The sequence below is a fragment of the Anaerobacillus sp. ABD4_527 genome (genome assembly GCF_056160805.1).
Window position 1 is genome coordinate 1,286,855 of sequence record NZ_JBSWXZ010000001.1, and the last position, 20,748, is coordinate 1,307,602.

The following is a 20,748-nucleotide window of genomic DNA, read 5'->3' on the forward strand; positions in this document are numbered from 1 at the left end:
TCCCCCTATCTATTTCATACATCTATTTTGATTGTAACCCTCCACAAATGCAAGAGGAGAGCATTACCGTTTATTTTTGAATAAGAGAACAATTCAAAAAAAGAAGAGCTATAGGGATCTATAGCTCTTCAGTAGCGAAATGTTCTTGAACATAGTCGACAACTTCCTGATTTGTTGCAAGAGAAAGGATATGATCGATATGTGAAGAAATTTCTTCTTTTGATAACTTAGTCATCTGACTTCTAGCAGGTAGGATAGAGGTAGCACTCATGCTAAATTCATCTAGCCCAAGTCCGAGTAGAATAGGAATAGCAATTTGGTCGCCTGCCATCTCACCGCACATACCAGCCCACTTACCTTCTTTATGAGCTGCGTCGATTACCATTTTAACTAAACGTAGGATAGCTGGATTGTATGGCTGATAAAGGTAAGAAACCTTTTCGTTCATACGGTCAGCAGCCATCGTGTATTGAATGAGGTCATTCGTTCCAACACTAAAGAAGTCTACTTCCTTAGCAAATACATCAGCCATCGCAGCAGTTGCAGGAATTTCAACCATCATACCGATTTCAATGCTATTTGAAACGTCAACGCCTTCCCCAATAAGCTCCTCTTTCACATCTAGCAACATTGTTTTTGCTTGACGGAATTCATCTACTGAAGCAATCATTGGGAACATTACCTTCAGATTTCCGTATACACTTGCGCGAAGCAGCGCACGAAGCTGTGTACGGAAGATTTCAGTTTCTTCAAGGCAAAGACGAATTGCACGGAAACCTAGGAAAGGATTCAATTCCTTTGGTAGATTAAGATATGGAAGCTCTTTGTCTCCACCGATATCAAGAGTACGGATTACGACTGGCTTACCGTCCATCTTTTCAAGGACTTCTTTATAAGCTTTAAACTGTTCTTCTTCTGTTGGAAGCTCGTTTCTACCCATATAAAGAAATTCTGTACGGTAAAGCCCAACACCTTCACCACCGTTTTCAAGAACGCCTTTTACATCTTCAGGAGTTCCGATGTTCGCAGCAAGCTCAACATGCTTCCCATCTTTGGTAGTTGTTGCGTCATTTACAAGCTTCGCCCATTCTTGTTTCTTAGTTTCGTATTCTTCTTGTTTCTTTGTATAAGAAGCAACCTCTTCGTCTGTTGCCCCAATGATTACTTTGCCATCAATGCCATCGATTATAACAGTCTTGCCTTCGATTTCTTCAGAAGTAACTGATTTAGTACCAACGACAGCTGGAATTTCCATCGAACGCGCCATAATTGCTGAGTGAGACGTTCGACCACCAATATCAGTAGCAAAACCTTTCACGTACTGCTTGTTCAGCTGTGCAGTATCTGAAGGAGTTAAATCTTCAGCAAGCACGATGACTTCTTCAGTAATACTTGCTGGAGTTGTAAATGTAACACCAAGCAAGTGAGCGAGTACACGCTTAGAAACGTCACGAATATCTGCAGCACGTTCTTTCATATATTCATTATCCATGTTCTCAAACATCGAAATAAACATATTCGATACTTCATTCATCGCACTTTCAGCGTTAACTTTTTCATTCGTTACTTTGTCTTTAACAGCATTCAACAACTCAGGATCAGATAAAACGAGAAGATGAGCAGCAAAGATTGCTGCTTTATCTTCTCCAAGTTGTTCATTGGCATGGTTTTTAATTGCTTCAAGCTCTTCTTTTGCGATGCTAACAGCACCGTTAAAGCGATCGAGCTCAGCATCTACATCATTGATTGATTTCTCTTCAATTTCCAGTGCAGGATTTTCAAGTACAAATGCTTTAGCAATCGCAATTCCTGCTGATGCGCCAATACCAGTTAATTGTTTAGACATTAGTTACCCAGACCTTCAGAGTCCATAACTTCAGTCAATCCAGAAATCGCTTCATCAGCATCTGATCCTTCTGCTTTGATTGTGATTTCTGAGTTTTGTTGGATTCCAAGGCTCATTACGCCCATGATGGACTTAAGGTTTACAGATTTTCCGTTATACTCAAGCGTTACATCTGAACTATATTGACCAGCTTTGTTAACTAAAGCTGTTGCTGGACGAGCGTGGATTCCTGATTCACTTGTTACTGTAAAGTTTTTCTCTGCCATAATAAAATCCCTCTTTCAAATTAATAGTATGTTATTTAGAAATTGTGATGATCTCTTTATCTTCACGAGAAACCGTTCCTTCTTTTGCAAGGTCGATTTTCTCTCCCTCTTCAAGGTTCGTGAAAACAATTGGTGTAATCGTTGATGTCGCATGTTCTTTAATATAACCAAGATCTACTTTCATAAGCTTTTGACCTTGCTTAATCTCATCACCTTCGCTAACGAATACCTCGAATCCTTCTCCTTTTAGATTAACAGTATCTATTCCTACGTGGATTAAAATTTCACGACCGTTAGTCGATTCGATTCCAATCGCATGTTTCGTTGGGAATACATTGATTATCTTACCATCAACAGGAGCAACAATTAATCCATCAGTCGGTTCGATTGCGAAACCATCACCCATCATTTTACCAGAGAATACCTGGTCAGGAACCTCAGTGATCGGCAAGATCTTACCCTCGATCGGAGCGATTAGATGATCTTCACCAGTTTTTTCTTTCTGAGGTTTTTCTTCTTTTTGCTCTTCCTTAATAGGCTTCGGAGTCTTTCCACTTATAATATCTTGAATCTGCCCTTTCAGTCCATCAGACTGTGTTCCGAAGATCGCTTGGATGTTGTTCCCTACTTCCATGACACCAGAAGCTCCAAGACGTTTTAAGCGATTTTTATCTACTTCACCTTTGTCCGCAACCGATACACGAAGTCGAGTGATACATGCATCAAGATTTGTAATATTGCTTTCTCCGCCAAGAGCAGTTAGCACATTATAGGCAAGTGCTGTATCCTCTTGACCGTCATCAGCAATCTCATCTTCCTCATCTTCTTCGCGACCAGGCGTCATAAGGTTAAACTTACGAATCGCAAATCTGAAACCAAAGTAATAAATAACCGCAAAGACCAGACCTACAGGAATTACAAGCCACCATGCTGTTCTACCTTGTATTACACCAAATAGAAGGTAATCGATAACACCTCCTGAGAAGGTCATACCAATTTTAACATTTAGCAACTCCATTGTCATAAAGGAAAGACCTGCAAAAATTGCATGAATTCCAAATAGAACTGGTGCTACGAACAAGAATGAAAATTCGATAGGTTCAGTAATACCTGTAAGGAACGATGTTAGAGCTGCAGACCCCATGATACCAGCAACAACCGCTTTCTTTTCTGGACGTGCTTCATGGTAAATTGCAAGTGCAGCGGCCGGTAGACCAAACATCATGAATGGAAACTTACCAGTCATAAATGTACCTGCAGTAAGTTCTGCTCCGTCTTTAAGTTGTTCGAAGAAGATCTTTTGGTCACCTCGGATAATTTCACCAGCATCGTTTATATATTGACCAAACTCAAACCAGAATGGTGAATAGAAGATGTGGTGCAATCCGAATGGAATAAGTGAACGCTCGATAACACCGAAAACAAATGCAGCAAGAGCAGGGTTAGCATCAAGCATATTATGTGAAAACGCATTTAATCCTGATTGAATCGGTGGCCAAACAAACAGCATGATGATTCCAAGGATTAAGGATGATACAGCTGTAGCAATCGGAACAAATCGTTTGCCGGCAAAGAAACCAAGGTATTGCGGAAGTTGAATATTATAATACCTTTTATACATAAATGAGGCAAGAATACCGACGATGATACCACCAAACACACCGGTTTGTAGAGTAGGTATTCCGAGAACATTCGCATAGGAAGCACTATCTGCAACTTGATCTGGAGAAACTCCCTCTAGAACTCCCATCGTGATGTTCATAACTAAGAATCCAACGATCGCAGCTAGTCCTGCAACACCGTCTCCATCTGACAATCCAATCGCTACCCCTACAGCGAACAATAGTGCAAGGTTAGCAAAAACAATTCCGCCAGCTTCTTCCATTACTGTAGCAAGGAGCTGGAACCACTCTGCCGAAAGGAACGGCAGCTTTTCAAGCAATGTAGGGTTTTGGAATGCGTTACCAAAACCAAGTAACAAACCAGCAGCAGGTAAAATTGCAACCGGTAACATAAGTGCTTTACCAACTCGCTGTAAAACACCAAACGCTTGTTTAAACATTTTTTATCCTCCTTTTTTAATCCCCAAATAAATCATATTTAAAACAAAAAAGGCATGAGTAGAAGGTATAACAAGCCAATCAGGATATACTATACCCCAATCAGTTGTAGTCATACCGGTTCCACTCATGCCTGATCGTATCAGTAACACGTGTACCGTTTATTCATTTATTTAGGAGAAAGCCTTTGCAAGTGCATCGTTAAGTATACAGCTTCTGCGTCAGGAAAAGATGTGCTCAATTCCCGTTGCATGATCTTAATCAACTTCCATGCAATATTGTAACACAGCGGATATTCTTCCTTCAACACTTTTTCTAGTCTTTCATGTGCTTCAACAGGAAGATCTTGTTCACTGCGATCGATCGCATGTCTAAGATGTCGAACCAGCCGCAAATAATCGATTCCAGTCCTACTGATTTGTAGTGAGAGGGAATCTTCTATTACGGAAACGAGCAAGTTGATAAGTGCTGAGTATTTATTCAAAGTAGAAAGGCTTCTATTCGTAATCGCGCTATGAATGTGTAAGGCAACGAATCCTACCTCACCTTCAGGTAGATCAATGTTAAGCTTACTCTTTAAAAGCTGAATCACTTTTTCTGCAACTGAGTATTCTTTCGGATACATCGTTTGTGTTTCAACTAAGAAAGGATTTTTCACATCTAATCCCTGACGAAGTCTTTTAATCGCAAAAGATAGGTGATCGGTTAACGCAACATGTATGTGCTCATCTAAGTCTGCGCCTAGGTTAGCTTCAATAAGTGAAATGGCATCATTCATGACACCAATGAAGGCTTCTGGCACATCAGATAAAAGGAGCTTGTACTGCTCCTGCTCATTTTTGTTAGCAAGTACAAAAAACTTGTCTACTTTCGTATCATCAAGTTTTTCACCATGCTTCTGGTTGAAGCCAATTCCTTTACCAGTGAGCACAACCTCTTCATTTTGCTCTGTTATCGCAATGACAACATTATTATTTAAAACTTTTTTTATTTCAAATGGACCCCTCATGTTCAAGTTCCCCTCATTAAACCGGTTTCAATTTATAACTATGAACGTATTAATAATAGTAAATAACTGATGGAACGTCAATGAGAAAACCTTCCACGAGCACTTGTTTTCACGATCGGTCAATAAAAAGACCGGCTCATTACAAGCCGGTATTTCTATATCTCTAATTCTCCCAGACGGAGTAATTCGACTACTGCCTGGGAACGCCCCTTAACCCCAAGCTTTTGCATCGTGTTGGAAATATGGTTCCGAACTGTTTTCTCACTAATAAACAATTCTTCTGCAATTTCCCTCGTTGTTTTGTCTTGAACAAGCAGTTCAAATACTTCTCTTTCTCGTTTAGTTAAAAGCGGCTTCGGTCGGTAGTGGTTCCCTTTCAACATTCCACCCTCCTCGATAGGGCAACAAAGCAACTTCATCAAAATTAATATAGTCCATACACTATATGTTTTTTTGACAGACGTGTTACATAATTTAGAACACTTTCTTGATGTGAAGGACAAAAATTCTACCGACAGGCTTCTTCATTCTTAGTCATTTCCTGAGAAATATTTCGTTTTACACGGCTCGAAATAAAAAGGATCCCAAAATGGGATCCTTTTACACTTATTTATCGGTCACTTCCGAAGAAGTTTTTGAAAGTTTGAAGAGAAGTTGCTCTATTCATAGCAGCAATCGAAGTTGTTAATGGAATACCTTTAGGACAAGATTGCACACAGTTCTGTGAGTTTCCACAGTTGGCTAATCCGCCTTCGTCCATTAACCCTTCAAGGCGCTCCTCTTTGTTCATTTCACCGGTTGGATGGGAATTGAACAAGCGAACTTGAGAAACCGCAGCTGGCCCAATAAATTCTGAGCGGCTGTTCACGTTAGGACATGCTTCAAGGCAAACGCCACAAGTCATACACTTAGAAAGTTCATATGCCCACTGCCTTTTGTTCTCAGGCATACGTGGACCAGGACCAAGATCATGAGTACCATCGATTGGAATCCATGCCTTCACTTTCTTAAGCGCATCGAACATTCTACTACGATCAACAGCTAAGTCTCTGATGACGGGGAATGTCGTCATAGGCTCAAGGCGAATCGGCTGTTCTAAACGATCTACAAGAGCAGTACATGATTGACGAGGCTTTCCGTTGATAACCATTGAGCATGCTCCACAAACCTCTTCAAGACATCCCATCTCCCACACAACTGGAGTAGTATTCTCGCCCTTTGCATTAACAGGATTACGTCTAATCTCCATTAATGCTGAGATAACGTTCATGTTTTGACGGTAAGGAATCGTAAACGTTTCCTCATATGATGCGGACTCAGGTCCATCTTGTCTTTTTATTTTGAGAGTAATTGTACGTTCTTCACTCATTATTTAGCCCCCGCTTTCTTCTTCGAATAATCGCGCTTACGAGGTTTAATTAATGATGTATCAACTTCTTCGTAATAAAATTCTGGTTTGTTGTTAGCTGCATCGTATTTCGCCATCGTAGTCTTCAGCCACTCTTCATCATTACGATCTGGGAATTCTGGTTTATAATGCGCTCCACGGCTCTCATTACGGTTGTATGCACCTTGAGTAATGACACGTGCAAGCTGAAGCATGTTTGAAAGCTGACGAGTGAAAGAAGCTCCCTGGTTACTCCACTTGGATGTATCATTAATATTGATGTTCTCGTAACGCTCCATCAATTCTTGGATCTTGTTATCCGTCTCTAATAGCTTCTCGTTATCTCTAACTACCGTTACGTTTGCAGTCATCCATTCACCAAGTTCTTTATGAATCTGGTAAGCATTCTCAGTTCCATCCATCTTCAAGATCGCATCTTGCTTGGACTGTTCTTCTTGTTGATGACTTTCAAATAGAGAAGAAGGCATATCTTCAACTGTGTTCTCAAGACCATTGATATATTCCACTGCATTTGGTCCAGCTACCATTCCTCCGTAAATAGAAGAAAGCAACGAGTTAGCACCAAGACGGTTTCCGCCATGCTGTGAATAATCACACTCTCCAGCAGCAAACAGACCTGGGATATTCGTTTGTTGATTGAAATCTACCCATAGGCCACCCATTGAATAGTGAACTGCAGGGAATATTTTCATAGGGACTTTTCTAGGGTCATCCCCCATGAACTTTTCATAGATCTCGATAATTCCACCGAGCTTAATATCAAGCTCTTTCGAGTCTTTATGTGAGAGATCTAGATATACCATGTTCTCCCCGTTGATTCCTAGTTTCTGACGTACACATACGTCAAAAATCTCCCTTGTTGCAATGTCTCGAGGTACGAGGTTTCCGTATGCAGGATACTTCTCTTCAAGGAAGTACCATGGTTTACCATCTTTGTATGTCCATACTCGTCCACCCTCACCACGAGCAGACTCACTCATAAGACGGAGTTTGTCATCTCCTGGGATCGCTGTTGGATGGATTTGAATGAATTCACCATTCGAGTAGATCGCACCCTGCTGGTAAAGAGCTCCAGCAGCAGAACCAGTATTGATGACAGAGTTTGTACTCTTACCAAAAATGATTCCCGGACCACCAGTAGCCATGATAACTGCATCAGCTTTAAAGCTTCTAATCTCGGAAGTCGTTAGGTTTTCACCAACCATTCCGCGACACACACCGCTGTCATCGATAATAGCAGATAAGAATTCCCAGCCTTCGTATTTATTAACAAGGCCGGCTACTTCATGGCGACGAACCTGCTCATCAAGCGCATAAAGTAGTTGTTGACCTGTCGTTGCACCCGCAAAAGCAGTACGGTGATGCTGCGTACCACCAAAGCGACGAAAGTCAAGAAGTCCTTCAGGTGTTCTGTTGAACATAACGCCCATGCGGTCCATCAAGTGGATGATTCCAGGCGCTGCATCACACATCGCCTTAACAGGAGGTTGGTTCGCTAGGAAATCTCCTCCGTAGACAGTATCATCGAAATGTTCCCAAGGAGAGTCTCCCTCTCCTTTTGTATTAACAGCTCCGTTAATTCCACCCTGTGCACAAACAGAGTGAGAACGTTTAACCGGAACGATTGAAATGAGATCGACACTAACTCCAGCTTCAGCGGCTTTAATAGTAGCCATTAAACCGGCTAATCCGCCTCCGACTACAATAATTTTACCATTACTCATAAGAACGGTTCCCCCTTAAATGCTAGCTCTTACTGAAGGATATGTACCCTTTCAGTATGGTGGTGAAGACAGTTCGTTTGTTGCTTAAACAAATGCGAAAATCGCGCGTATACCAACGACTGAAAGAGCAAGAAAGATAGCCATTGTTACATATGTCATTGCACGCTGAGATTTCGGTGTTACTGTAAAGCCCCAGCTTACGAAGAAGGACCATAGACCATTCGCAAAGTGGAATACCGTTCCAATTACTCCAACGATGTAGAAGATCAACATCCAAGGATTAGCTAGTATGTCCACCATCATCTGATAGTTAACTTCTGCACCCATCGCAGCCTGAATTCTAGTTTGCCATACATGCCAGGTTACGAAAATTAAAACAATTATTCCTGAGATCCGCTGCATATAAAACATCCAATTTCGTAGATAGCCATATCTACTTACATTATTCTTGGATTGAAATGCGATATAAACACCATAAATCGCATGGAATAATAGCGGTAAGAAAATAACAAAGATTTCAAGGAAATACCTGAAAGGTAAAGATTCCATGAAATGAGCAGCTTCGTTAAATGCCTCTGGACCTCTCGTTGCGAAGTGGTTTACTGTTAGATGCTGCGTAACATAGAGTCCCAGTGGAATTACTCCTAGAAGCGAATGCAATTTTCGGCTGACAAAGTCTCGACTTGCGGCCATGTTTTGTGTGTCCCCCTTTTAAGTTGTTAAGCTACCATCTGCCACTGCATATTCTACTATAAAAGCCTTTGCATGCACAGAAATCATCGCTTTCTGTCGATTTATATGTGACATATTCATTGTACTCCCATCATTTAGGAGCGTCAAGAAAACGCGTACATTTTGAGTTTTCTAAATTCCTAGATGAAATTTGCTAGGATATTATTCCTCTCTTTTCCTGTATGTATGGAGGAATCGCTTCCAAACCGTTATAATGATATGAGACGAATTGGAGGAGTTTATGTTTAAAAAGCGCACGAATACCATCGATTATAGTCATGAAGTAACCACAACAGCTTTTGGATATGAGCTTTTTAGAGAAGTTCTTCTTCCTGAGCTATTAGGGACTGAACAAGCGAACATCCTTTATTGGACTGGTAAAGATATCGCAAGGAAATTCCCTCTATCTACAAGAGAAGAAATCGAGCAATTTTTTAAAGATGCAGGATGGGGTGCTCTAACCATCGCACAAGAAAAAAAGAATGAGGTCTCTTACTTACTTCAGTCACCATTAATAGAAGAAAGAAAAAAAACTAGTCGAAATGATTGTTATCAGTTAGAAGCTGGTTTTCTTGCTGAACAATTTCAATACATGCTGCAGTGCATAACGGAAGCTTATGAAACGAGTAAGAAAAACGAAATCCAAATCACAATCAAATGGGATCCAAAAGATAAAATCGAATCATGATTGCAAAAAGGGAGGCCAAGGTGGCCTCCTTATTTTTTTATAACTGCTTAACAGGTGTTCTTTCATCCAATTGGAATTGATCGTGTAATGTCTCGATCGCATAGATCATCTTATCCTCAGGTACGATTGTAGATACCTTAATTTCAGAGGTGCTTACCATTTTGATCTCAACATCATGTTCAGCAAGAACTTCAAACATCTGTGCAGCTACACCAGGATTTGAAATCATACCTGAACCAACGATAGAAACTTTCGACAGTCCAGACTCATAGAAAATGTTTTCATATGGTAGTTTGACTTCAAGGCGACGCAAAACATCTAACGTTAAATCAAGTGAAGCTGTTTCGATCGAGAACGATATACTAGTCGTATTTTTCTCGCTTGTACTCTGAATGATGATATCTACATTAATACCATTTGATGCAAGTGATGAAAACAACGATGGAAGTGTCGTGATCTCATTCGGAAGACCAGATATCGTTATTTTTGTCACATTGCTTTCAAACGCAAGCCCTCTCACTACCAAATTTTGTTCCATGGATGCGACCTCCTCAATTATGGTTCCTACTTCGTTTGTAAAACTTGAGCGTACCTCAAGTGGAATATTGTAATTTTTTGCGAACTCTACCGCTCTAGGATGAAGAACCCCTGCACCAAGGTTTGCCAATTCGAGCATTTCGTCATATGAAATCGTTGACAGTTTGCGTGCGCCTTTAACGTATCTTGGGTCTGTTGTGTAAACCCCATCTACATCTGTGTAGATTTCACATCGCTCTGCTTTCAGTGCAGCTCCGATTGCAACAGCAGTGGTGTCGGATCCACCTCTCCCCAATGTCGCGATGTCATCTGTGTCAGAAAGACCCTGGAAGCCAGCAACGATGACAATCTTTCCTTCTGCAAGATGCTGATTCATCCTTTTGGCATCAATATCCAAAATCCTCGCGTTTCCATGGACAGATTCTGTTTTAAGTCCTGCTTGCCACCCTGTAAGTGAAACGGCTTCGTAACCCTTCTCATGAAGCGCCATTGCAAGAAGAGCGGTTGTTACTTGCTCTCCAGTTGTAAGCAGCATATCTAGTTCTCTTTTGGAGGGATTGTTTGTGATGCTTTTTGATAATCCCACTAGTTCATCTGTGGTTTTCCCCATAGCAGAAACAACTGCTACAACTTCATCCCCTGCATCAACTGCTTCAGCAAGCCTCAATGCGACGTTCTTTACTTTCTCAACATCTCCAACAGATGTTCCACCAAATTTCATTACTCGAAGTCCCACTCTCTCCATCCTTTCCACTCTATAACTGTATTTCTCACTCACAATTAGTTTCTTGAATAAGTAATTTAGGCTCTCTCTATATACAAAAAAACAACAATGAGAAAAACCTCACTGTTGTTTTCGTAATTCAAGAAAACGTCCCTGTGTGAGATAGTTCTCCATTCAACCCCCGGGAAGGAATTGAATGACAGCTCTGCACTTCTTCAATGCAGGTCCAGCTAAAGGTGAATAAGCACCTATTCGCTTCGGCAAATTCCCCTTTCAACTCACGTCAACAAGTCTTATCACTCTCAGTTGAGTTTACTGATGGTTTTTGCGCCTCTACCATCACTTCAATTTATCGAAGTGTGGAACTATTAAATTTTCACTATTATAACGAACTATGAGATACGCCGCAATACAATTTCACAATTAATTTTCTTTTTGCTTGAAACGAGCCATCAATTCTTCAGCAACATTCTTCGGTAAACCAGCTTCTTGTAGACCATCTACGCCAGCTTCCTTCATTTTCTTGATCGATCCAAAATAATTTAAGAGTTTCTTTTTACGCTTCTGTCCGATACCGGGGACTTCATCTAAACTAGATTTCAGCATCGATTTTCCACGGAGCTGACGATGGAACGATATCGCAAAACGATGGACTTCATCCTGAATTCTCTGTAGTAAATAGAACTCCTGACTATTTCTAGGAAGGTAAACATCCTCTGGAGGGTCTCCGATCAATAAGTGGGATGTTCGGTGCTTCTCATCTTTGGTTAACGAACAAACCGGAATATCTAGACCAAGCTCATTTTCTAAAACGTCTTTAGATGCTTGAATCTGAGCGATGCCGCCATCGATAATAATTAAATCTGGGAGTGGCCCGTTTTCTTTAAGTAACCTTGTGTATCTTCTCCTAACGACCTCTTTCATCGAGCCAACATCGTTTGGACCTTCTACTGTTTTTATCTTGTATTTTCGATATTCGTTCTTCTTCGGTTTACCATCTAAAAACACAACCATCGCTGAAACAGGGTTTGTTCCTTGAATATTCGAATTATCGAAGGCCTCTATTCGAAGAGGTGCTTCTATTCCTAATTGTTCACCAAGATTCTCAACCGCATTGATTGTCCTCTTCTCATCTCGCTCAATCAGAGAAAACTTTTCATTGAGTGCGATATTAGCATTTTTTATCGTCAATTCAACTAGCTCTTTCTTCTTCCCTCTTTTCGGCTGATGAACCGGAATATGAAGAAGATCTTCTGCTAATTGAGCATCGATTGTATTAGGTAAAAGGATCTCCTTAGGCTTAGGGTGATTCTTCTGTAGATAGAACTGACCAAGGTATGTTAAAAAGTCCTCCTCAGGTTCATTATAGAACGGAAAGAGCGATACATCTCGTTCTATGAGTTTGCCCTGACGTACAAAAAAGACTTGAACACACATCCAGCCTTTATCAAAACTATACCCAAAGATATCACGATCGAGGCCATCGTTCGTTTGAATCGTTTGAGCTTCCATCACTTTCTCAATATGGTACATGAGATCACGGTATTCCTTTGCACGCTCAAAATCCAAGTTTTCAGAAGCGCTCACCATCTTACGTTCTAAATCTTGTTTGACCTCCTGGTGACCACCATTTAAAAACTTCGTGATTCCGTCGATCATTTCTTTGTTCTGCTCTTTCGTAACTTCTTTTACACAAGGCGCAAGACATTGGCCGATATGGTAATACAAACAGACTCGATCTGGCATCTTCCGGCACTTTCTTAGCGGATAGATGCGATCGAGCAATTTCTTTGTAGCACTTGCAGCATAAGCATTCGGATATGGACCAAAGTACTTACCTTTGTCTTTCTTTATTTTCCTTGTCGTGATGAGTCGAGGTTGTTCCTCAGCCGTAATCTTAATATATGGATAGCTTTTATCATCTTTCAGCATCACATTATATTTCGGATCATGTTTCTTTATTAAATTTAGTTCAAGGATAAGTGCTTCTAAATCAGTTGAAGTAACGATATATTCGAAGTCGCGAATCTCTCCAACTAGCCGCTGCGTCTTACCATCATGTGCTCCTGAAAAATAGGAACGCACTCTGTTCTTAAGCACCTTCGCCTTTCCAACATAAATAATCGTTCCTTGACGATCTTTCATCAAATAACAGCCAGGCTGATCGGGTAAAACAGCTAGCTTATTTTTCAAAAATTGTTCCACGCTATCTCACCTCTCTACCCATTCAAGGCGCATCTATGTTCCCCTATTGTATCATAATGCCTATCGCTTATACTCGTACAAAACAATTTCGTGATAGACAGGATCGTACATCTTATTGGAATAATATGCTCCGACCTTTGTGACCGATTTTCTTATCGGTGCCCCTTGCTGTTCAAATCCCTTCACGACACGATCCGTTAAAAATATTCTTCTCTCATCGTAATAAGGTATTTCTGACAGGAAGGTTTCATACGTGTATACACGGTCATGTTCATACTGAACGTCCAGATAATCCATTACCCTTGTTTCCTCCCAGGTATACACCATGATAGGCTCTTCTATTTCCGAGAGAAAACTACTCAACTGATGGACAGCAGCGGGGTGCTGAGCTTCTCTCATCATTGTGAACGTTCCAAAAGATTGAAAGAGTAGCAACATCACCAAACCAAGCTTCACTAGATGTGTTCTGAAACCTTCTGAATACTTAGTAGTGACTAATAATAGCGCAAACAAAACCATTCCAGGTAATGGGAGGATGTGTCTTGGTTTGTCAATATTCTGCGCAAACAATGCCCACAAGAAGTATAGAGCAAACATGATTCCATATGTCCATTGAAACGGGGTGATGTTTTGTCTTCTAACTTTGTTCAATAATAGAAAGAAGCCAATTATCATAATAGTAATCATCGCTGCAATGTAGAGCCTTTGTCCTGCAAGTCCAACCCAGCCTATATTGGTTACGACGAGTTCGTAGCTTCTTATCCATAGTGGAGAAGTTGTCGATACAGCACTACCTCCCCATTCTTGGAAATGTCCGGAGGAAAATCCAAGTGCTAGTTCTAAGAATGCAGTGATTCCTCCTTCTGAAGCAGCTAAACCTGCAACCCAAATAAGCTGAAAACAAATCGCAATAAAAAGATGAACACTGATAAACAAAGCATATTTTTTGTTAGATGTATAGCTAGATCTCTTACTTATTAGGAGAAGGATTAACCCGACTCCAAATGGTAGATAAGATAATCGAATTCCTAGTAAAATGCTTAATAAAAATGAGGGTACTAACAAAACGAATGAAGACGCTTTATGTTGGAACGCAACATGTAAACCCCAGATGTACCACCATAGAATCCCAACTGCGGCTGCTTCACTCATCGGCTGTATCGACATTACGTTCAAGAAAACCATCGACTGAAGTACACCAACGATCAGTACGCTGATCGTTTTTGAAAGGGTATTGCGGCTTAAGAAATAGAGAGGGATCGAACTAGACAATAAAATTAGACTATTAAATGTTGATAAAGCTAACGAGGGATTGCCAATCCACTTGTGAATGACCATTCCCCCTAAAACAAAATAGGGATAACCCGGGAAATGAGGCTGCATGGCATATAAGTCGAATCTGCTTAAAGCTAGAGCAAAGTCGACTTGATCCCAAGATCGTGGAAGGTCAATCGCATAATGAAACCTCCACAAACTAATGAGAACTATGCTAGTGATACTTACCAATAGGATTAACGTTTTAAATAATGCGTTTAGCGATAGCTTTTTTATATTCATCATGATCATCCTTTAGAAACCTGTCCCGGTCATTCTCATGTACAAAAAATACAAGGCGACTCATCGCCTTGTATTCCTTAATTGTTTATTTTACAGCAGTTTCATTCATTTTGTTTGCCTTGAACATAGCTGATTTTTCTTCTTTAGCTGATTCAGCTTTTGCAGGTGCTTTCTTTGTCGTAACGAGAAGATAGATCACAGCAAAGTAACCGATGTACGCTACAATTTCTTCTATTGAAGGCATGGAAGAATATCCAAACAGTGCCTTGAAGAAAATACCGATGTCGCCAGATAATAGAGGGGCAACGCCGTTATCACGTACATAATGAGCATAATCGATCGGATGTTCAGGCAAAAACCATGTTAAGTCATAAACATGAGGCATGACACTTCCAATCATTCTGATATCTTGCATCATGGAGATACCTTGAACTAGTAACCCTCCAGCGATGAGGACGATAAAGATTCCTGTTACTTTAAAGAAAGATTTGAGCGGGATACGCATCGTACCTTTAAAGAAGAGATATGATACAACAGCAGCCACTAATACTCCTGTAATGGCTCCCCAACCTTCAAACCCTTTCCCAATGTCTCCGCCTGTAATCGCAGCGAAGAAGAAGACCGTTTCGATGCCTTCTCGTAAAACAACGAGGAACGAATGAATGACCATACCAATAATATTTCCTGTCGTTATATACTTCGTCATTTTTCCTTCAGTCTTGCTTTTGATGTCCCGGCTATGCTCAGCCATCCAAAACACCATTTGGGTCAGTAATACTGAGGAGATCAGCATAATGGCGATCTTCAGGTACATTTCACTTCCCATTGCAGCAAATCCAGTGAAGACTACCTGAAACAACATGGCGACACCCATGCTTGCAACCACTGCAAGTCCTGCGCCTAGCCAAACAAATTTGTTGTATTGACGTTGTCCCATTCGTTTCATATATGTTGTGATGATTCCTATGATGAGAAGGGCTTCAAGTACTTCTCTGAACATGATCAGCAATGCCTGAATTTCCATTTACTTTTCCCCTTTCTACGTTCTTTACGAACGGCGACGCTTTCTAGTTGTGTAAATCACAACGCCTGCAATCACGATTACAATCAATACAATCGGTAACCAATTGGATAGTTGACTAAGGTCGGTCCACTCAGTTTTACCATTGTCATTCGTATCATCGGTAGCGCTTTTACCAAAATGCCCAATCTCGACTGACTCCATGTTAAATTGATCTTGTAGCGCGTTAAGGACTTTCTCTTTACTCTCGATAAATTGATCTTTATCAGATTCTTTTTCTCCTACTCCGAACAAACCAGGATTCCCAAGCGAATTCAATATGGTTTCAAAATCGCTCTTAATCTCGCGATCCACTTCTTCGTTTTTTTGCTTTACGACAGGAGAAAGCTTCTTGTAAGTTGCATCAGCCTTCCCTACCAGCTTTCGAGTCGTATCATATTCTTCGAAGTTGTTCTCCACGTTCTCAAGACGCCTAGAGATATTCAGGACGAGTATTTTCTGCATGTTCGTAATAACTTCTTCTTTATCTTCATTTTCAAGGGCGGACTTTATAACGCTAACTGCGTCGTCACCCATATGTAATTGAATTTCTTCTTCAACAGTAGCAAATATCTCACTTGCTTTATCATAGTTTGGAGGAGATTCATTAAGCTTTGCTACCATCTCACTATACGCTTCAGCTACTTTTTCTTCAGTGGGATCACCGTATGAATAAGCTAACGCTTTTAGTGGAGAGGTTACCATAGATGTAATCATGATGATGAGTACTACGAGCGCGATGTGTTTTTTCATTGAGAATCCTCCTCATTGATAATGATAATGATTATCAGAATTGAAGTCAATATCAGATATGCATTTATTATGGCTTTTCTGTGTGTAATTGAGACCAATCGATCGGTTTGATTTGATGAGCATGGTAATCAATAGGTACTCGTTTAACAGGTCTTGACATCTCCTTCGCAATCGCTGGAAGTACTGAAGTCATATACGCTTTAAACTTTATATAGGACTGACCGGTTGATCGAACTTGATACGTGATCGGTATTTCGGTTACGCGGAACCCTTTTCTTACTAGGTTCAATGTTAATACTTGTGCATAGTTATAGTCATGAATGATCTCTGCTTCTTCCATCGCTTGTCTTGAAAATGCCCTCATCCCTGACTGCCCATCATATATCCATTTTCGTAATAAAATGGATTGGAGAAACGTGAAAAAGTAATTCCCAAGCCTCCTATGAAGTTGCATCCCGTCAATCGTTCCCTTAAATCTCGACCCCATCACATAGTCTGATTCACCTTCGAGCAGGGGTGCCAATAATTCCGGCAACTGCCAGGCAGGATATTCATTATCAGCATCTAACATGACGCCAATATCTGCACCAAGAGCAACAGATTGCTGAAGTCCCGTCCGTACCGCTGCTCCTAGACCTTTGTTATGTTCTTTCGAAAAAATATGATCAGCACCAGCTTCTTTTGCTACTTCTACCGTTCGATCTGTTGATCCATCATCAATGACAAGAATACTCACCTTAACGTCCTTATGAAAGTCTCTTGGTATCTTGCGAATGACTTCACCTATAGCCTGTTCCTCGTTATGAGCTGGCAAGAAAACAATAACATGTTGTTTCATTAATCTTTCTCTTCCTTCCTGTGGTTGAACGCTTCAGTTAGAATTTCACCTCTACTATGTGATGGAATAGGTGCACCAAGAAGATGTGCAACAGTCGGTGCTACCGATGTTAAACTATGCTTGTCCTCAACTATTTTCCCTGCATTAATGGAAGGGCCATTCATAAAGAAAGGAACGAATCGCTCTCCTTCGTCAAGATGTCCGTGCCCTCCTATTCCATCAGCCTGCCCATGATCCGCACATATGATTAAAGTGGTATTTTCCATATAACCATTCTCATCCAACCAATTTACGTATTCTTCAACAAGGCGATCAGCTTCTTCTATCTTTTGAATATATTCATCGTAAAGAACACCTCTTGAGTGCCCAGTTTGGTCTGTTCCAATAAGCTGGACAGTAAAAAAGTCTGGATCCTTCTCTTTCATAACCTCTCTAGCTCTACCCATAATATTAGAATCGGCTACATCATTATGCATCACAGCCGTTACTGTATCTACGTCATCTCCCATCGCATCAACAAGATGAGCAATTCCGAGTAGTCTACCGCTCTTATTCACCTTTCGCAACGAATCGTAGATCGTTTCGACTTTTACGCCACGGCCCCAAACCATGTTTGAATTGATGCCATGTTCGAAAGGATACGTTCCAGTCATCATGGATGAAAAACATACTACTGTCCTTGCTGGATAAACAGTTTCCATCTGGCTATATTCAGTACCACTCTTTTTCAGCGAATCCAAGAAAGGGGTTTGCGCCTCTTGGAATCGTTCCTTCCTCATCCCATCGATAACAATCATGATCACTTTTTCATTCTTATCGTTAGAAGTCTTTACATCTTCTGTATAGGTCGGTTTAATTGCTGGTTTCCAGTCAAATAAATATTTGTGTAAAATGAAGCTAAACAGAAAGATTGCACCGTACAACATGAGCAACTTGTCCCACTCGATGGACAATGAAGAACCGGTAAATGAATCTGTTACCATAGTCCAAATACCTATGATCAACAATACTTTAGGTAGCTGCTCCTGAGCATTTCCGCTTGTAGAATCACTATTCTTTAATACCAATTTCCAAAATCGAGTGAAGTTCGTCCAACTCGTTCCAATCCTGAGATGATAATATAACGTTCCCCAGAAAAACACCGTAAAAAAGAAATAGAGTGCTATTGCAAATAATGATGCTGTTAGAGAAAATTGGTCAAAGATTATTAAAAAACCTATCAAGGGAAGCCATAAGTAATTTCTCAAGAAAAGCGGAAAATCATAATGATAGTAAAGAACTAGAAGAGGGAGAACCGCTCCTAACCCAAATAAAAATCCACTCCAAAATGAAACTGTAAACCACTCTGATATGTAAAATAGCAATAAAGTTCCCGTTACGAATATAGGAGTGAAGGGCTTTCCTTCGTTCAAAAGATTCCAGCACCTTGCTGCAACCTTCTCAAAACCTGAAGCTTGTTTCATTCTGTTTCTCCTTTCGACTTTACAAACGATTTCAATTTTTTCATTTTAAGAGGATACATGTAAAATGCTGCCGCACCGGCAGCAAAGGAATATAAATACTTAAATCCATGAGTAATGATCGCGATCGTAAACGCATCTTCTAGCTGAAATCCAGAGCGATACAAAGACAGGCTCATCACACTTTCATAAGTTGCGAGTCCTCCTGGTGCAAGTTGTAAAACACCAGATCCGACAGAGAGTGCTGTCACCCACATTGCGTTAAGATAGCTAAACGATGCCATATCAACAATCGCAACAGCGTACACGACGATCCCCTCAAAGATCCAGCTGATGCCAGATAACGAAATAATGACCAAGCCTGATCTAGACTTCACTAGAGAGGTGAAGTCATTCCATTGTGTTGATAAGAAAACAGGCAGTTTGTTGTGTTTTTCTAAGAAGTAAAGAAAGACAGTTCCTACACCGATCGCTACAAGAGCACTAAGAAATATAACGGAATTCAGCTGAATTCCAATAGCACCCGCTCCAACCATCGCGAATAAACCAAGCCACAGAAGGTCCAAAGCCCTTAGCGACACTACGGAAGATAACGATTTCGTCCATTTTACATCCTGATGTTGTGCCAAGGCTCCCACTCTTACAGCTTCTCCACCTTTAAAAGGTAATAGGTGGTTAAAAAATAGACTATAGAATATTCCTGATAGATAGACGTTGAATGGCACATTCCGATTCACAAGAATCCTCCAACACCAAGCACGTAACAAAAACGCAATCGTATATCCTACAACCATGAGTACAAGGAGAGTAGGATGGCTGAAAATAGCCAAGATGGTTTGCCTTAAATCCTCAAATGTAAACACTTTAACGAATAGAAAAACAAACAAAACAACGAGCGATAAGCTAGTTAACCATTTAATTATCTGTAGTAGTTTTTTGCCCATTCTACCGTTCTCCGTATTCCTTCATTTATTCCTACTTCAGGCGTGTAACCGAGCATCTCTTGCGCTTTCGCTATGTTGCTCCACGTATGCTTCACATCTCCCGCTCGATGAGGCCGTTCGAACAGTTTACCATCTGGGAAATACTCTTGTAATATCGTGATCAGTTCATCTAATGATACGGGTCTTCCGCTTCCAAGGTTAAATATCTCGGATTGACTAGATTGTCTTTTCAAGGTCAACGAGATACCTTTCACAATATCATCGATAAATGAGAAATCACGAGACTGTTCTCTTCCAAAGATCTCAATAGGTTGATCGTTTAAAAACTTTTTAATAAATAGTGGAATCGCCATATCTGGTCTTCCCCAAGGTCCATACACAGTAAAGAATCGTAGAATAGAAAGCTTATATCCATAGAGTGATTGATAAGCATGACAAAAGGATTCAGCTCCGTATTTCGCAGCGGCATATGGAGAACAAACTTTTCCATTAGCATCTTCTTCTTTCACTGGACCGTTGTCAGCATTGCCATAGACAGAAGAGGAAGACGCAAATAGAAAGTGGGATACGCCTGTTTCACCGGACGCTTTTAAAACATTTACCGTCGTTTTTATATCTTGATCAATATATTCGTGTGGGTTTGAAAGGGAATATTGTACTCCGGGAAGGGCTGCTAAATGAATGACTGCATCATAGGAATGCTCCTTAAAATGCTTCATTGTTTTCTCTTCATTTAATAAATCGAATTGATGTAGTGTAAAGTCTCCCAACTTTTTCACTTGGTCAATATGATCCCCCTTCCTCTTTACGTCATAATAGGAAGTCATATTGTCGATGACCGTAACGCTGTGTTTTTCTTTGATGAGAGTTTTGGCTAAGTGGCTTCCAATGAAACCCGCTCCACCAGTAATCAATACGTTCATATTCTGCACTCCTA

At 40.6% G+C, this 20,748-nt stretch carries 18 protein-coding genes and 1 riboswitch; of the genes, 1 reads left to right on the top strand and 17 read right to left on the bottom strand.

Annotated elements, in window-relative coordinates; genetic code table 11:
* Positions 1 to 118: 118 nt before the first annotated feature.
* From ptsP to ACXAHI_RS06870, 8 genes are all read right to left on the bottom strand, one after another.
* Positions 119 to 1,846, bottom strand: a complete 1,728-nt coding sequence (ptsP, locus tag ACXAHI_RS06835) for a phosphoenolpyruvate--protein phosphotransferase (protein ID WP_474846898.1) — start codon at positions 1,844 to 1,846, stop codon at positions 119 to 121.
* Positions 1,846 to 2,112: a phosphocarrier protein HPr gene (locus tag ACXAHI_RS06840; protein ID WP_270179497.1), complete on the bottom strand. Its 267-nt coding sequence runs from the start codon at positions 2,110 to 2,112 to the stop codon at positions 1,846 to 1,848. Before ACXAHI_RS06840 ends, ptsP begins: the two co-directional genes overlap by 1 nt.
* 31 nt (positions 2,113 to 2,143) lie before the next feature.
* Positions 2,144 to 4,174, bottom strand: a complete 2,031-nt coding sequence (ptsG, locus tag ACXAHI_RS06845) for a glucose-specific PTS transporter subunit IIBC (protein ID WP_474846899.1) — start codon at positions 4,172 to 4,174, stop codon at positions 2,144 to 2,146.
* 167 nt (positions 4,175 to 4,341) lie between these two features.
* Positions 4,342 to 5,181, bottom strand: a complete 840-nt coding sequence (gene glcT / locus ACXAHI_RS06850) for a glucose PTS transporter transcription antiterminator GlcT (RefSeq protein WP_474846900.1) — start codon at positions 5,179 to 5,181, stop codon at positions 4,342 to 4,344.
* 155 nt (positions 5,182 to 5,336) lie between these two features.
* Complete coding sequence (locus ACXAHI_RS06855; RefSeq protein ID WP_369810531.1) at positions 5,337 to 5,564, bottom strand: helix-turn-helix domain-containing protein; 228 nt, start codon at positions 5,562 to 5,564, stop codon at positions 5,337 to 5,339.
* A gap of 227 nt (positions 5,565 to 5,791) precedes the next feature.
* A complete protein-coding gene (gene sdhB, locus ACXAHI_RS06860) occupies positions 5,792 to 6,550 on the bottom strand; it encodes a succinate dehydrogenase iron-sulfur subunit (protein WP_474846901.1) in 759 nt (252 codons plus the stop codon).
* Positions 6,550 to 8,313 carry a succinate dehydrogenase flavoprotein subunit gene (gene sdhA / locus ACXAHI_RS06865; protein ID WP_474846902.1) on the bottom strand — a complete coding sequence of 588 codons (1,764 nt, stop codon included), beginning with the start codon at positions 8,311 to 8,313 and terminating at the stop codon, positions 6,550 to 6,552. Before sdhA ends, sdhB begins: the two co-directional genes overlap by 1 nt.
* A gap of 84 nt (positions 8,314 to 8,397) precedes the next feature.
* Positions 8,398 to 9,006, bottom strand: coding sequence for a succinate dehydrogenase cytochrome b558 subunit (locus tag ACXAHI_RS06870; protein WP_474846903.1), 609 nt, complete (start codon positions 9,004 to 9,006; stop codon positions 8,398 to 8,400).
* Positions 9,007 to 9,286: 280 nt separating this feature from the next.
* On the opposite strand from ACXAHI_RS06870, the gene ACXAHI_RS06875 reads away from it, so the two are divergent.
* A complete protein-coding gene (locus tag ACXAHI_RS06875; protein ID WP_270179503.1) occupies positions 9,287 to 9,733 on the top strand; it encodes a YslB family protein in 447 nt (148 codons plus the stop codon).
* Between the two features lie 37 nt (positions 9,734 to 9,770).
* Here ACXAHI_RS06875 and ACXAHI_RS06880 read toward each other — a convergent pair whose 3' ends face one another.
* From ACXAHI_RS06880 to ACXAHI_RS06920, 9 genes are all read right to left on the bottom strand, one after another.
* Positions 9,771 to 11,006: an aspartate kinase gene (locus ACXAHI_RS06880; protein ID WP_474846904.1), complete on the bottom strand. Its 1,236-nt coding sequence runs from the start codon at positions 11,004 to 11,006 to the stop codon at positions 9,771 to 9,773.
* A 143-nt stretch (positions 11,007 to 11,149) separates the two neighbouring features.
* A riboswitch (Lysine riboswitch) is annotated at positions 11,150 to 11,338 on the bottom strand.
* A gap of 79 nt (positions 11,339 to 11,417) precedes the next feature.
* A complete protein-coding gene (uvrC, locus tag ACXAHI_RS06885) occupies positions 11,418 to 13,139 on the bottom strand; it encodes an excinuclease ABC subunit UvrC (RefSeq protein WP_474848101.1) in 1,722 nt (573 codons plus the stop codon).
* A 120-nt stretch (positions 13,140 to 13,259) separates the two neighbouring features.
* Entirely contained in the window at positions 13,260 to 14,756 is a 1,497-nt protein-coding gene (locus ACXAHI_RS06890) for a hypothetical protein (protein ID WP_474846905.1), read from the bottom strand.
* Positions 14,757 to 14,841: 85 nt separating this feature from the next.
* Positions 14,842 to 15,780 (bottom strand): FTR1 family iron permease, encoded by a 939-nt coding sequence (locus tag ACXAHI_RS06895; protein ID WP_474846906.1) that lies wholly within the window; start codon positions 15,778 to 15,780, stop codon positions 14,842 to 14,844.
* Positions 15,781 to 15,804: 24 nt separating this feature from the next.
* Positions 15,805 to 16,569, bottom strand: coding sequence for a hypothetical protein (locus tag ACXAHI_RS06900; RefSeq protein ID WP_474846907.1), 765 nt, complete (start codon positions 16,567 to 16,569; stop codon positions 15,805 to 15,807).
* A 67-nt stretch (positions 16,570 to 16,636) separates the two neighbouring features.
* The gene (locus ACXAHI_RS06905) at positions 16,637 to 17,407 is read right to left on the bottom strand and encodes a glycosyltransferase family 2 protein (RefSeq protein WP_474846908.1); all 771 of its coding nucleotides are present in this window, start codon (positions 17,405 to 17,407) and stop codon (positions 16,637 to 16,639) included.
* Entirely contained in the window at positions 17,407 to 18,870 is a 1,464-nt protein-coding gene (locus ACXAHI_RS06910; RefSeq protein WP_474846909.1) for an alkaline phosphatase family protein, read from the bottom strand. The genes ACXAHI_RS06905 and ACXAHI_RS06910 overlap by 1 nt, the downstream gene beginning before the upstream one ends.
* Entirely contained in the window at positions 18,867 to 19,811 is a 945-nt protein-coding gene (locus ACXAHI_RS06915; RefSeq protein ID WP_474846910.1) for a lysylphosphatidylglycerol synthase transmembrane domain-containing protein, read from the bottom strand. The genes ACXAHI_RS06910 and ACXAHI_RS06915 overlap by 4 nt, the downstream gene beginning before the upstream one ends.
* Positions 19,787 to 20,734 (bottom strand): NAD-dependent epimerase/dehydratase family protein, encoded by a 948-nt coding sequence (locus tag ACXAHI_RS06920; protein WP_474846911.1) that lies wholly within the window; start codon positions 20,732 to 20,734, stop codon positions 19,787 to 19,789. Before ACXAHI_RS06920 ends, ACXAHI_RS06915 begins: the two co-directional genes overlap by 25 nt.
* Positions 20,735 to 20,748 lie beyond the last annotated feature (14 nt).

Coding starts and splice junctions, on each gene's coding strand:
- ptsP (WP_474846898.1), bottom strand. CDS start 1,846: ATGTCTAAACAATTAACTGGTATTGGCGCATCAGCAGGAATTGCGATT.
- ACXAHI_RS06840 (WP_270179497.1), bottom strand. CDS start 2,112: ATGGCAGAGAAAAACTTTACAGTAACAAGTGAATCAGGAATCCACGCT.
- ptsG (WP_474846899.1), bottom strand. CDS start 4,174: ATGTTTAAACAAGCGTTTGGTGTTTTACAGCGAGTTGGTAAAGCACTT.
- glcT (WP_474846900.1), bottom strand. CDS start 5,181: ATGAGGGGTCCATTTGAAATAAAAAAAGTTTTAAATAATAATGTTGTC.
- ACXAHI_RS06855 (WP_369810531.1), bottom strand. CDS start 5,564: ATGTTGAAAGGGAACCACTACCGACCGAAGCCGCTTTTAACTAAACGA.
- sdhB (WP_474846901.1), bottom strand. CDS start 6,550: ATGAGTGAAGAACGTACAATTACTCTCAAAATAAAAAGACAAGATGGA.
- sdhA (WP_474846902.1), bottom strand. CDS start 8,313: ATGAGTAATGGTAAAATTATTGTAGTCGGAGGCGGATTAGCCGGTTTA.
- ACXAHI_RS06870 (WP_474846903.1), bottom strand. CDS start 9,006: ATGGCCGCAAGTCGAGACTTTGTCAGCCGAAAATTGCATTCGCTTCTA.
- ACXAHI_RS06875 (WP_270179503.1), top strand. CDS start 9,287: ATGTTTAAAAAGCGCACGAATACCATCGATTATAGTCATGAAGTAACC.
- uvrC (WP_474848101.1), bottom strand. CDS start 13,139: ATGAAAGATCGTCAAGGAACGATTATTTATGTTGGAAAGGCGAAGGTG.
- ACXAHI_RS06890 (WP_474846905.1), bottom strand. CDS start 14,756: ATGAATATAAAAAAGCTATCGCTAAACGCATTATTTAAAACGTTAATC.
- ACXAHI_RS06895 (WP_474846906.1), bottom strand. CDS start 15,780: ATGGAAATTCAGGCATTGCTGATCATGTTCAGAGAAGTACTTGAAGCC.
- ACXAHI_RS06900 (WP_474846907.1), bottom strand. CDS start 16,569: ATGAAAAAACACATCGCGCTCGTAGTACTCATCATCATGATTACATCT.
- ACXAHI_RS06905 (WP_474846908.1), bottom strand. CDS start 17,407: ATGAAACAACATGTTATTGTTTTCTTGCCAGCTCATAACGAGGAACAG.
- ACXAHI_RS06910 (WP_474846909.1), bottom strand. CDS start 18,870: ATGAAACAAGCTTCAGGTTTTGAGAAGGTTGCAGCAAGGTGCTGGAAT.
- ACXAHI_RS06915 (WP_474846910.1), bottom strand. CDS start 19,811: ATGGGCAAAAAACTACTACAGATAATTAAATGGTTAACTAGCTTATCG.
- ACXAHI_RS06920 (WP_474846911.1), bottom strand. CDS start 20,734: ATGAACGTATTGATTACTGGTGGAGCGGGTTTCATTGGAAGCCACTTA.